Here is a 13588-nt window from a genome sequence, read left to right on the forward strand (position 1 = left end):
CCGAAGAAAACTGTCGATAACCCTTGAATGATGTGATGGCGAGGCTGTAGATGTTGTGTACTTTTGGAGAAGAAAAGCTCCAGCTACACAATCATTTGCGGGCGGATATCGCGGGATAGATTTTCTTAAAACCAGAGCCTTACGCCCACCACGAAGCGAATCTGACTTGGATTTCCTCCTTCTTGCCGCACAAGCGAGGCGGTATCTCCAAAACTTTTGTCCAAGGATATTCCCACGTAGGGGGCAAATTCCCGTCGGATTTCATAACGCAGCCGAAACCCCAATTCAAGGTTATTCAGTCCTGAACCCGTTGTGAATTTTCGAACACGTTGAATCGCGGCATTCGTCTCAAAGCGAGGCTGGAGGATCAGCCGTTGCGTGAGGGAGAGATCTTTGGTCGCGGTCAATCGTGCGGACAGGTCCCCATGTTGACTAATGAAGAAGGCGGGCTGAATTTCATAGTTATACGGGACGAGACCTTGTAGTCCGATCACCGCCAGTCCTCGCGTGACATTCCGTCCCCGATAGGATTGTGTTTCGACGCGCCCCCCTACTTGTAAATCGTAATACTGCTGAATGAAGCGACCGAAGAGGAGTTGTGAATCGATGTCGTAGTCGGCCTTAAAGGCCGTGTCCCGCTGGCCCTCACTTTTGAACCAGATTCGATTGTAGTCACCGCCGTACCAGCCCTCGATGTCCCACCGGTAGTCGTCGTTACTTCCGTCCCCGCCAATGTTCGGCCGGTATTCAAGAACGTCGGCGAGGAAAAAAGCGTGGCGCTGCTCATCCATGACAGGACTGGGCCAGTCCGCTTCTTTGGATACAGGTGATCCCGTGTCGGACATTTCTCGGAATACCCCGGATCGGGTGTCAATCTGGACTTCCGGCTGTATCGTTTGGGGGTGGTGAGTGTGTTCATGCGCGGAGGTTGATTCGTCGGGGATGGGTTGGGCAAAGATACCTGACGAATGGAAATCCCAAATAAGGAGACTGATGACCGTGAGTGAAAGGAGGCATCGAACAGATGTCCTCATGAACCCACCGAAGGTTCCTCGCCGGAAACCTCAACGACGCGGAACATGCCCGCTTCCATATGCATGAGGAGGTGGCAGTGAAACGCCCAACGTCCCGGGGCGTCAGCCGTGATCGCGACGGAGACTCGCTCGGCCGGTTTCACGATGACGGTGTGTTTGCGCGGCAGAAAGGCACCCGCTCCGTTCTCCAGGTGCATCCACATCCCGTGCAAATGCAGGGGATGCTCCATCATCGTATCGTTGACGAAGGTGAAGCGGAGACGTTCGCCGTGACGAAAGAAAATGGGTTCTTTGGCTTCTGAATATTTTTTGCCGTCGAATGACCACATGTAACGTTCCATGTGGCCCGTAAGGTGGAGCTCAATTTCGCGCCCAGGCCCCCGCTGGTCGGGATAGGGCGAAAGGCTTTTCAAATCGGTGTAGACCAGCACCCGTGTACCGGTATTCTCCAGCCCAATGCCAGGCTCATCGAGCTGTTGACGCGAGTATTCGGCGACGGATTGATTGCCGGAACCATGATGACCGGGAGCGTGTTTGACAGGCGTGCTGCCGGGAATCATCGAATGGCGCGATTCATCCGGGGGAAGGTCTGAGATGTCGTGCTTGTTATGCATATGTTCCGTGGTGTGTTTTTTGGACTTGTCCATTCCCGCAGGCGCCTTGTGTGTCCCGACGTGCTGATCATGTTCGCTCATGTCGGCCATGTCCATGCCGTCCATTTGCATGCCCATGCCCATGGCAGCCATGGTCCGGAGAGGCCGCGGACGACGATCGGGGAGGGGGGCGACCATTCCTGGGCGCGGAGCCAGTGTGCCGCGCGCGTAGCCGCTTCGATCAAGCGTTTCGGCAAAAATGGTGTAGGGTCGCTCCTCAGTGGGTTGGACGATCACATCGTAGGTTTCTGCTGGGCCGATACGTAATTCATCCACCGCCACAGGCTGCACATTTTGTCCGTCCGCCTGAACGACAGTCACGGTGAGTCCCGGCAGGCGCACGTCATAAAAGGTCATGGCGGTGGCGGCGATGAAGCGCAATCGCACCCGTTCACCGGGCCGAAACAATCCGGTCCAATTTTGGTCAGGTGCCATTCCATTCATTAAATAGGTATAGGTATACCCGGTGACGTCCGCGAAGTCCGTGGGGTCCATCCGCATCCGGTCCCACATCAGAAAGTTCTGCAATGCCGGCCCCAATCCCATTCGTGACACATCGGAAAAGAACTCGGGGGCGTCGCGCTTCTGGAAATTATAGTAGTCACTTTGCTTTTTGAGATTGGCAAAAACCGATTCCGGCGACTCGAAGGTCCAATCCGAGAGCACCACAACATAATCCCGATCGTAGTGAAACGGCTCCGGCTCGATCGGATCGATGATGAGCGGTCCGTAAACACCCGATTGTTCCTGGAAGCCGGAATGACTGTGGTACCAATAGGTTCCGCTTTGCCGGATGGGGTACCGGTAGCTGAAGGTCGAGGCCGGCTTGATGCCGCCGAAACTGACGCCCGGCACCCCGTCCATGTCCGGGGGAAGAAGCAATCCATGCCAGTGGATGGAGGTATCTTCCATTAACCGGTTCGTGACATTGAGTGTCACCTAGTCACCTTCCTTCAAACGAATTAAAGGACCGGGTAACGTGCCGTTGATGGTCTTGGCCATTCCGGTCAACTCTCCGATTTGAAACGGAGATTCGGCAATGCGTAAATCGATGGTCTTTCCGCGCAGTTCTGAAGGATATCCCGCTTCTGCCTTGGTTGTGCCGGCCAGAACATAGGAAGGAAGGAGGCGACCCAAAGCCGCCATGATTCCCAGCGCACCGACCCCTTTCAATAACGAGCGCCGCGTCATTCGAGTGTCATGACTATCCTTGTTGATGCTCATGCGTGATCTTTCATGATATCCGGGCATACCAAAGATGTTTGGCGCGGATCAATGCTGATGTTCAAAATGACCATCTGATGCCGATGTTGGTGTGCTTGACTCAACCGTGCCATATTTTCTGAACGGTGGAGCATTCCAAATGACGGGATGCCCTGGAGCCAAATCGGCCGCTTCGATAAAATGGGGATGTACGGCCGAAACAGGACCTTTATTGTAGAGGGCCATCCCCAGGTTGTAATGGGCCTCTGCCAACGTTGGCTGAATCTTCACTTCCTCCTCGTACTTTTCATTGATTTAATTGTAATTGCCGTTGACGCCAGATGAAATAGATGACGGGGATGACCAATAAGGTGAGCACCGTCGCCGTGACCATTCCGCCGATCATCGGCGCCGCGATGCGTTTCATGACATCCGCACCCGTTCCTTGTGACCACATAATGGGGAGCAAACCCAGAATGATGGCCGAGGCGGTCATGATTTTTGGGCGGACTCGTAAGACGGCACCTTCGATGATAGCGTCACGAAGGTCTGCCAAGGAGTGCAGTCGATTCTCCCATTGGCGGCGGGCACAAGCCTCGTCCAAAAACATCACCATGATCACGCCGGTTTCTGCGGCCACTCCTGCCAAGGCGATCAGTCCGACCCATACGGCAATGCTGAGAGGATAGTTCAGAAAATCCACATACCAGATGGCCCCGACCAACGAGAACGGGACCGATAGCAATACCAGCAGACATCGGGGGACGGACTGAAAGTTGAGATACAGGAGGAGGAATATAAGCAACAGCGTGAGGGGAATCACAATCTTGAGTTTTTCCTGTGCCCGCTCCAGATACTGGTATTGACCGGCCCATTGTAACGTATACCCGGGTGGAAGGGTGACGTGCTTCTGAACCAGGGCTTTGGCTTTGTGGACATAGGTGCCGAGATCCTCGCCTGCAATATCGACAAACACCATACTCGCTAACGATCCATTCTCATCTCGCACAGAAGGCGGCCCGGTGGTGGTGGAGATGTGAGAAAGTTGCGCGAGAGGGATCTGTTCGCCGTGTGGCGTGCTGACAAGGACGCGCTTGAGCGCTTCCACATCCTGTCGCAGATCCCGTGGGTATCGAACATTTATCGGATAGCGTTCCCGCCCTTCCACGGTCCATGCAATATTCTTCCCGCCAATAGCGGATTCAATGACATCCTGCACGTCTCCAACGGTGAGGCCATAACGGGCAGCGGCGGTGCGGTTCACGTCGATATCGACATAGTACCCCCCCGTGACCCGTTCGGCGTAGGCACTCCGGGTTCCCTGGAGTGTGTGAAGCAGACTTTCAATGTGTAGCCCGATGCGTTCCAGTTCTTCTAATTTGGGCCCCAGAATTCGAACCCCTAAACTGCTGCGAATGCCGGTGGCGAGCATTTCGGTTCGTGTTTGAATCGGCATCCACCAAATATTCGGCATGCCCGGAAAGTTCACCTTTTGGTCCATTTCGGCAATAAGCTTGTCCCAGGTCATACCCGGCCGCCAGTCTTCTTGAGGCTTCAGGGTCACGATGGTCTCGCCCATATGTAAGGGTGCCGGATCGGTTGCGGTGCGCGCCCGCCCCATTTTACCCATCACTTGATCCACTTCCGGGAATTCTTTTAACAACCGGTCTTGCGTTTGAAGGATGGTGGAGGCTTGTTGGATGGACATGCCCGGTATGCTGGTGGGCATATACAAAATCGTGCCTTCGTTCAGGGGCGGCATAAATTCAGAGCCCAGCTGTTGGTAGACGGGAATGACGACGATCATTCCGATTATTGCCAAGCCGACGACCAGCCAGCGGACCTTCAGAACACCTATCAGAAGAGGGGTATAGATCCATACCAGAAAGCGGTTCAACGGGTTTCGTCGTTCAGCCATTATCCGGCCGCGAATAAACCATTTCATCAAGAGGGGAGCCAGCCCGATGGACAGCAGCGCCGCAAAGAACATGGCGAATGTTTTGGTGTACGCCAGCGGCTTGAACAGACGGCCTTCCTGCGCTTCTAAGGTAAATATGGGCAGAAACGAGACGGTGATGATGAGCAATGAAAAGAAGAGGGGTTTGCCGACTTCCCGGGCGGCTTGAATGATGACGTCATCCCGTGAGCCTGGACGTCCTCGGGAATCCCACTCCTCCAACCGACGATGAGCATTTTCCACCATGACAATGACCGCATCGACCATGGTCCCGATGGCGATGGCAATCCCGGAGAGTGACATGACGTTCGAGGAAACGCCCAGATAATACATCGCAATAAACGACAAGAGAATCGCGACGGGCAGTAAGAGGACGGGAACCAGCGCGGAGCGGAAGTGAAATAAGAAGAGGAGGCTAATTACGCTGACGACGATGGTGATTTCAATGACTTTTTCTTTGAGCGTGGCGATGGCCCGAAGAATTAATTCCGAGCGATCATACACCGGAACAATACGGATGCCTTCGGGAATGGAGGGCGTGATGGTGGCTATTTGTTCTTTGACCCGTTGAATGACGTCAAGCGCATTTTCGCCGTAGCGCATGACGACGATGCCACCGACGGTTTCTCCCTGTCCATTCAATTCAGCAATGCCACGTCTGAGATCCGGACCGAACGCCACGGTCGCGACATCGTGGACGGTAATGGGCGTCCCCTTTCCGTCCGTTCCGATAGGTATGGTTCGAAGATCGTCAAGCGATTGGATGTATCCGCGGCCTCGTACCATATATTCCCGTTCACTGGCCTCAATGACCCGTCCTCCTACTTCATTGTTACTGCGTCGGACAGCCTGAATGACCTGGGGAAGGCCGATACCATATCCCTGTAATTTCACGGGATCGACTTGGATTTGATACTGTTTCACGAACCCGCCGATGGTCGCCACTTCCGCCACGCCGGGCATACTTTGCAGCCAATAGCGCAAATACCAATCTTGAAACGAGCGAAGATCGGCCATGCTATGGGTACCGCTTTCGTCAACCAGGGCATATTGAAAGACCCACCCGACCCCTGTCGCATCCGGACCTAACGTTGGAGAGATCCCTTCCGGTAGTTTTCCCACCAGCCCCTGCATGTATTCCACCACACGGCTTCGGGCCCAATACATGTCGGTTCCGTCTTGAAACACAATGTAGACAAAGGACAAACCCAAAAACGATTGTCCTCGAACATATTTGATGCGTGGAGCGCTTAACATCGAGGTGACAATAGGATAGGTGATTTGATCCTCAATCAAATCCGGGCTTCGGCCAGGCCACTCCGTAAAGACGATCACTTGCACATCGGATAGATCGGGCAGGGCATCCAGGGGCGTGTGATAGACCGCCCAGATTCCCCAACCCATCAGGAAAAGGGTAGGGATTCCGACCAAAAAGCCGTTACGCGCACTCCAGCCAATGATTCGTTCAATCATGTTGGATCACTCACATTCCGGACATTCCCGGCATCCCGGACATTCCTCCGCCTCCGGGAATCACCGAAAACGTTTCCTGAATATCGGGCTGCCCTGCACGTTGAATCAGGATCGTCAGATCCCATTGGCCTGCCATCCCAAGATTGACGTTGGCTTCATACGTGCCTTCCGCTCTTGCTGTCATCGGAACCGTCGCTGGGAGCATGCCCGGCATCGGCATGGTGAAGGTAAGTTGAACCTGCGCAGTGGAGACCGGTTTGCCCTGTTGATTGGAGACGGTCACCTGAATACGGTTTTCCCCTATGCGGACGGGTGAAGGATTGGTTGAAAAGTCCAGCGTGAGATCACCGGCGCTCTTCTTACTCGTTCCTGCACGTGACTTGTTCGCCGGCGCCATTCCTGATCCTGTCATGGCCTTGTCCACACCCATGTCCATATCCATCTTGCCCATGTGCGCCTGCTCCATTTTGATACCTCCCATCCCGAGCGTGCCCATCATGTTCGAACTCGCCATGAGCTTGCTTTCCGAATCCAGGAGAAACGTGCCGGAGGTGGCGATCCGCTCGTCCAGAGCCAGGCCCTCGACGATTTCATAGTCACCTCCAACTTTCGGGCCAAGGGTGACTTGCCGTGGTTCAAACATCCCCTCTCCCCTGAGCACATAGACGACCTGTCGGGTACCGGAATCGAGCACCGCTTCTTCAGGAACCACAAGCTTGCTTCCGCGATTCACCTGAATTTGAACGGTCCCATACATGTCCGGTTTCAGTCGCAACTTCGGATTCTTGAACACCAGCCGAACGGTATTGGTGCGGGTCTTCTGGTTGAGGTAGGGATAGATAAAGGTAATCTCTCCTTGAAAGGTTTCTCCGGGATGGGCGGCCAGGGTCAGGATTCCCTCTTGCCCCACTTGGACGAAGGGCATTTCATACTCAAACACTTCCGCTTGCACCCACACGGTAGAAAGGTCGGCAATCGCATAGAGGGTCATCTCGGGTTTCACCAACGTGCCTTTAAACACCTTCTTGTCAATTACGTACCCGTCGACAGGGGAATAGATTTTGACATAGGTCTGCGGCTTGCCCCGGCGCGCTAACTCATCGATCTGCGCATCCGTCAACGTCCAATGTCGGAGACGGTCGCGCGCGGACTGGACCATTTGCGCCGTCTGATGCCGGGTTTCGAGAAGAGGGCTATTTTGAATCTGCGCGTTGGCCTTCATCGCAAGCAGATATTCTTCCTGCGCCGACACGAGTTCCTGGCTGTAGAGCGTGAACAAGGGCTGACCTTTTTGAACAAGTTGGCCTGTGGTATCCACAAAGAGATCCTCCACCCAACCTGAAATGCGAAGATTGATATGGGTGAGACGTTGTTCGTCATAGTCCACCTTCCCCACGGCACGGATCATCGTCTGGAGTGGCCGCATGCTGACCAGGGCTGTGGTCACGCCAATTAGTTGTTGCCGTGCCGGAGTCACCATGGCATAGGCCTGGCGGGGTTCCATCTCCATGGAGAAATGGTCGCTCATGGCTTTCATGTCCGGCATGGGTGGTTCGGTATGCCTCCCCTCGTTCGTAATCATTCCCGCTGAGTGGAAGAGGGGCCACCAGGATTCTTTAAAAAAGAACAGGCCTGCCACAAGCATACAGAGCAATAATCCGAGGATGATCCTGCGTGGTCGTGATGTGTGCGTGAGCATCGTGCGTCTCCTTCTTACAAGTCCGCGCCGAGCACGCGTTCAAGTTGTGCGACTTGCTGTTCCCGGTCCACGAGCGCCCGGATATATTCAAGCCGAAAGGTGATGAGCGCGCGTTCCGCATCGATCAGATCCAAAAAATCCGTGCGATCTGTCCGATAGCCCGCATGAGCGGCTTGGAGAACCTGCTGTGCCTGCGGAAGAACGGTGGTGCGATAGAGTTCCAGAACTTCTTGCGTGGCCTGAATTTGCACCACCAGATCCTTGACCTGAAAGCGGGTGAGTGTGACAAGAGTCTGTTGCTTGGCTTGCGCGGATCTAACCTGCGCCGCGGCCTCCCGTACACCGGCGTCATATTTCGGTTTGGTCCAGAACGCGAAGGGAATGTTCACCATCACATTCCCTCCGAATCCGTCGTCAGTTTGGTAATTTTGCCAGCGCTGGAGTTCCACCCGAAGGTGAGGGTAGTACTGCAATTTGGCCAGTTGCGTGGCCGACTGAAATCGCGTCACCGCCAGATCAGCTTCTTGAAGTTCCGGGCGGAGCCGAAGCGCGCGCTCCTGGAGTTCTTCAAGCGAGCGTGTCAGCGGTTGAGGATGTGGGGCTCGTGGAATTCCAAGAGGAGCATGGGGATCACGATTCAGAATGGTATTGAGATGAGCTTGAGCGGTTTCCCGTTGTTGATTGAGGACGGGTAATTGTTGGAAAATTTTGGAAAGCTCTACTTGAGCTCGCAGGACATCTACCTGTGTTCGGGTTCCCACTCCGTATTTGGCATTGGCAATATCAAAGAACTGCCTGAGTAATTTTTGCTGTTCATGATGGACCTCAATGGCTTTGTGGGCGAACAACAGCTCAAAAAATGCCGTCTTGACCGCAGCGGTAATCTCGCGAACTTTGGCGGCCACGCGTTGTTCCGCCTGGTCGGCTTCCCGTGTCGCCACCTCGGCTTTCTTCGAAAGCAACCCCGGGAAGGGGAATTGTTGCGCCACCCCGTAGATAACCGTTTGCGTTTTGGTGACATTCAGCGAGTCAGGCGTATTCCACAACTGAACCTTTAATTCGGGGTCGGCCAGGGCTCCCACCTGAGGGGCGCGCTCCTTCATGGCCAGGACCTGCTCGTGTGTCGCCGCGATCTCAGGATTCTGTTGAATCCCTTCCTGGATCAGTGGCACGAGTTCCAAGGCCGGTTCAGTCGTGCCGGTTGGTTGAGCCGGGAGTGGACCTGCCGGACCAAGCCATACCATACCGAATGCCACTATCACCACGTATCTTGAAATAATCTGTTGCATGGTTGACTCCGCTTGTATGTAACGACCATGGACTTCTCCCCGGTTCTGCCTCGTACCCAACGAAGCAAGGGAGGAGAAAAGGTCCTGTCGATCAGGCCTGAAAAGGTCAGACCGGGATCAGTGAGGTCGTGAATTCATGAAATTGGTGATGAACGGAGAAACGGGGAGGGGATCAAATACGGAAAACCGAGATGAGCACGAGAAGATCTTTGGGCACGGCCACATGGCCGGTACCGGGCGGAAAGATGAATGTTCTGGAGGGGACAAGGTCAGGAAGAAGCAGGGCCATTTCGCCAATGAAGGGGGGGGCATGAGCCTGGCTGTTAGAAGGAGTATCGAGACTCGATTGAACCGCGAGGGTTTTAAATCCGTCACAGAACTGAGCAACAGGCTCTTCTCCCGGCATGGTGCAATCACTCACTTGAGCCACCGGCATTTTGGCAAAGACCGGCACCACGCAGGCATAGGCGTTAAAGCTGAACGCGAGGAACAGACCAATCAGGAAGAGGGCTAACAATTTCGGGAAGGATCTCATGAGGATTATCCTACTCCTAAAATTCTTCTCAGTAAATAGCGATTCTAGCCAGCAGCCGTTGGGTATGCTGGTCGGTCCACTATGAACCAATGGGGGCGAAAGGTCGTAACCCCATTTCTGATGCCTTCTTTCTAGAAGACGATGGCTGAAGTTTTCATCGAATAACCTTGAGAAGCAAATAAGCGGGTAATTACTGACCGAACTTGGATTCAGGATCAGGGAAACGGAAGGCTCTTCTGGATGAAGACGTGACAGAGCAGCTGAGTGGGTCTCTGGTAAAGAAAGACAATATTTCTAGGGCCTTGTAACTGGAACCTTTCCCCAACCACATTACTGTTTCGGATTGGATGGAAGAGATTAACTGAATAGTCGCCATCCGATGATCCTAAAGTCAGTTTCAGATCGGGTCGCGTTTTAATGTCCGCTTTCGGCGGTGAGTTCAACTGGTCGCTGCAACACAGGCCTGAAATTTCTCCGCTGGGGTTTCGTATTCTAATGTTTTTCTCGGGCGTTCGTTCAACTGCTGAGCCACTTTATTCAGCTGAGCTTGCGTATACAGGGATAAATCAGTTCCTTTGGGAAAGTACTGCCTGAGCAGGCGGTTCGTATTCTCATTGGATCCACGCTGCCATGGGCTCTTTGGGTCACAAAAGTACACCGCAATATCGGTCGCGAGAGTGAATTGGCGATGATTCGCCATCTCGGTGCCTCGGTCCCACGTCAAGGATTGATACAGCTCGGTGGGGAGGCGCTGGGCATGCTTAATAAGAGCCGCCGCCACAGTTTCCGCATTCTTCTTTTCTATTTTGGCCAACATAACATATCGTGACTGGCGTTCGACCAACGTCGCAATATAGCTGTTGTGGGTTCCGCCAATGAGATCGCCTTCCCAATGCCCGGGGACTGCACGATCTTCGACAGAGGCGGGCCGTTCACGAATCGAGATGGCATGCGTGATTTTCCCCAGGCCTTGTCGCTTCAGACTTGAAGCCCCCGATCGGCGAATGGCTCGTTTGGTTCGGAGACAGGCCTGCAGCTCCTTTTTCAAGACGCCTCTCGCCTGAATAAACAGGCTGCGATAGATGGTTTCGTGGGACACGCGTTCGTGTTCTCTCGCAGGGTATTGTCTCTTCAACCACCCGGCGATTTGCTGGGGCGACCACTGCTGGTTGAGCTTGGCCGCGACGACCTTAGCTAAGGAGCGATGCTGAGCAAGCTTGCACTGTTTGGGCCGGTGCGCTCGATCCCAGGTGGCTTGGTCTGCCGCCGACGCTCGATAGCCATCATACCCCCCATTGCGATGGATTTCACGACTGATCGTTGAGGGAGGGCGTTCCAATCGAAGAGCAATAGAGCGAATCGACTGATGGCTGGCTAACCCACGGGAAATCTCTTCGCGTTCCGATAGGCTCAGGGCGAATCGTGATCGTGTTCTCTTGGGAGGACGAATACCACCGCTGGGCTCAAGAATAGAATAAATTGAGGAGGACTGCCGCTCAAAGAGGCGGCCAATCGACCTCATGGATTCGCCACGCTGCCATCGATTCCAAATGTCCGCCCGTTGTTCCGCGCTATAATAGATTCGGGTTCGTTGTTTCATCGCCACACTCCATCTCTAGAAGGTAAGATAAAGTGTTGCGTTGATCAATTGAACTCACAGCCATAAGCGGACATTTTGATGGAGAACAACTGTAGATCAGTAACGCAGTCGTAATTATTTCCATTAAATCGCTTTGTTAACTTTTAATATGCTCCCTGCGAATAAGTAAGCTCATAGCTATGTGAGTAGATTTCAAATATGAGACCGAATGGGTCTTCTACATAAACCATTCCTGTATGGCTTTTCACCAGGATAATACTCTCGAATTGGCATTCTCTGCTTACCACCATTAGCAACTATTTTTTCTACAAGTCCCTCTACGTCAGGATCCTGGACACAAAAATGAATTGTACTGGTCTTCCAGTATTCGAAATCTTTAGGCTTTTCGTTGTTTTTAAACTCGAACATTTCTATCCCAATTTTATCACCTGTAGACATATGAGCGATTTTGAATGAGCCCCATCCAGTTCCAAATACATCAACACACATTTGTCCTATTGGTGTATCCGACTCCTCGTTGATAACGGTTGGTTTCATGATTAGGTACCAATCCATAACCTTGCTATAAAACTCAACGGCCTTCTCTATATCGGGAACGGAAATTCCAATATGCGAAAATGTTCTTGGATAGTTCCTCATAGCATTTCTCCTTAATGAATCTTAAATTTTTATATAAGAGTATTTGTGTATAGGTTTACCCTATACATGCAAGAAATGCAGACTCAAACATTTTTTACATTCAAGTATCATTGCAATTTGAATAACTAAACAATTTTGAATTGATATAATATTTATCAGAGACCCCTCGCAGGCGTTCCCACGGACCTGGTTGTCCTAACCCTTCAGCCACAAACATTTGATACCGGCGTTGGGCGGTGGTGGGCCGAAAACCAAACTGCTCCTACGTTCAGGCTATGTCTAGGAAAGATGGCAAGTCTCAACCCTGCCGTCGCGCGGTAGTTGCTCCACACTCAGGCGTCGGGTTGATCCACCAACGGCGCGCGGCTGGATTCAAGACCACATAGCCGTCGATTGAACCCATGGGTGTACGGGCCATTCAGTTGACGCATGCCTTGAGACAAATTCGGTGAAGGTGTCTCGACCAGCAAATGGTAGTGGTTGTTCATCAGGCAGTAGGCATGACAGCGCCACCAAACCGATCCACCCCTTGGGCGAGGCCATTGAGAAAGGCCTGGCGGTCGGCCCTGTTTTGAAAATGGCTTGTTGGGCATTGCCCCGACTGGTCACGTGATACAGGGCATGAGCATATTGGAGTCGAAGAGGCCAGGCCCTTGGAAGAGTCTGGATGGCGATCCTATCGAATTGCACGACCTGACCTCAAATCCAAATCAGGATCTTTTTTCCCTTGAGAGAGAATCAGGGAAAATGAGAGTTTAGCTATTTTTGGAATCCCAATCCGTTCGTTTCGGGTATGAGCTGTTGGCGTGACCGGATATAAATATACAGTAAGCCGAGGCTAAAAGTGGCAGGAGCGATCCATGATAAGGCGAGGTGAATAGAGGGATCAAGACGTATGAAGGTGTGGAAGGCTTTATTAAAAGTTACGATATTTTGCAGGGGAAGTGCATCGAATAGAAGCAAGAGCATGACAAAGGGCTCTTTGACTGCTGGAAGATTCAGAAAGATCGCCAACCCTGTAGAAACCCATGCAAGTAACCAAGCCACTCGCACGTCGTTCCCTTCCACATTGCCTGACTCCTGTCCGTGATAGAACGACAAAAAAACGGTGAAAGCCGTCAGTAAGAGAAGAAGAACAGGGGGACGAATTGCCAACAGCCCCATTCCAAAGTTTGCGCCCCAATGGTTTTGGGCTCCCAACAAAAAACTGGAACTCCCAATCATCCATAGGAGTGCCATTATCATCCAGACTCGGGAGAGCCGCGCATGTCGACATCGTTGAGAAATGGCCTTTCCCACACCAATCACAAAGACTCCCAATGCGAGCGGGCGGAGAATCATACCACCCATGAATGCTATTGCCCCACAGGCATCGCCACCTCCACACGAGGTGAGCTTCACCAGGCCATAGAGGATAAAGGGAAACCCCAAAATGATGATCAACATGAAGGAACTAAGCTTTATTACTTTAGAGCGAAAGGTCCTAACATCCATCCTCAGGTCTCC

At 52.8% G+C, this 13588-nt stretch carries 8 protein-coding genes and 2 pseudogenes; all 10 read right to left on the reverse strand.

Annotated elements, in window-relative coordinates; translation table 11 throughout:
* Positions 1-125: 125 nt before the first annotated feature.
* The 10 genes and pseudogenes from LX98_RS06500 to LX98_RS06545 all read right to left on the reverse strand — a co-directional run bounded on the left by LX98_RS06500 (position 126) and on the right by LX98_RS06545 (position 13576).
* Positions 126-1034 (reverse strand): copper resistance protein B, encoded by a 909-nt coding sequence (locus LX98_RS06500; protein ID WP_496428129.1) that lies wholly within the window; start codon positions 1032-1034, stop codon positions 126-128.
* Positions 1031-2878 (reverse strand): annotated as a pseudogene (locus LX98_RS06505) (copper resistance system multicopper oxidase). Before LX98_RS06505 ends, LX98_RS06500 begins: the two are co-directional and overlap by 4 nt.
* 81 nt (positions 2879-2959) lie before the next feature.
* On the reverse strand, positions 2960-3181 hold the full coding sequence (locus LX98_RS06510; protein ID WP_496428130.1) for a hypothetical protein: 222 nt from the start codon (positions 3179-3181) through the stop codon (positions 2960-2962).
* Positions 3182-3197: 16 nt separating this feature from the next.
* Entirely contained in the window at positions 3198-6320 is a 3123-nt protein-coding gene (locus LX98_RS06515) for a CusA/CzcA family heavy metal efflux RND transporter (protein ID WP_496428131.1), read from the reverse strand.
* Positions 6321-6330: 10 nt separating this feature from the next.
* A complete protein-coding gene (locus LX98_RS06520) occupies positions 6331-8019 on the reverse strand; it encodes a FixH family protein (protein ID WP_496428132.1) in 1689 nt (562 codons plus the stop codon).
* A gap of 14 nt (positions 8020-8033) precedes the next feature.
* Entirely contained in the window at positions 8034-9308 is a 1275-nt protein-coding gene (locus LX98_RS06525; protein WP_496428133.1) for a TolC family protein, read from the reverse strand.
* Between the two features lie 172 nt (positions 9309-9480).
* The gene (locus LX98_RS06530) at positions 9481-9843 is read right to left on the reverse strand and encodes a hypothetical protein (protein WP_496428134.1); all 363 of its coding nucleotides are present in this window, start codon (positions 9841-9843) and stop codon (positions 9481-9483) included.
* Positions 9844-10282: 439 nt separating this feature from the next.
* Positions 10283-11443 carry an IS30 family transposase gene (locus LX98_RS06535; RefSeq protein ID WP_496428135.1) on the reverse strand — a complete coding sequence of 387 codons (1161 nt, stop codon included), beginning with the start codon at positions 11441-11443 and terminating at the stop codon, positions 10283-10285.
* A 143-nt stretch (positions 11444-11586) separates the two neighbouring features.
* Positions 11587-12082, reverse strand: a pseudogene (locus LX98_RS06540) (lactoylglutathione lyase family protein).
* Between the two features lie 759 nt (positions 12083-12841).
* Complete coding sequence (locus LX98_RS06545) at positions 12842-13576, reverse strand: hypothetical protein (protein ID WP_496428136.1); 735 nt, start codon at positions 13574-13576, stop codon at positions 12842-12844.
* Between the last annotated feature and the right edge of the window lie 12 nt (positions 13577-13588).

Source organism: Nitrospira marina (assembly GCF_059568365.1).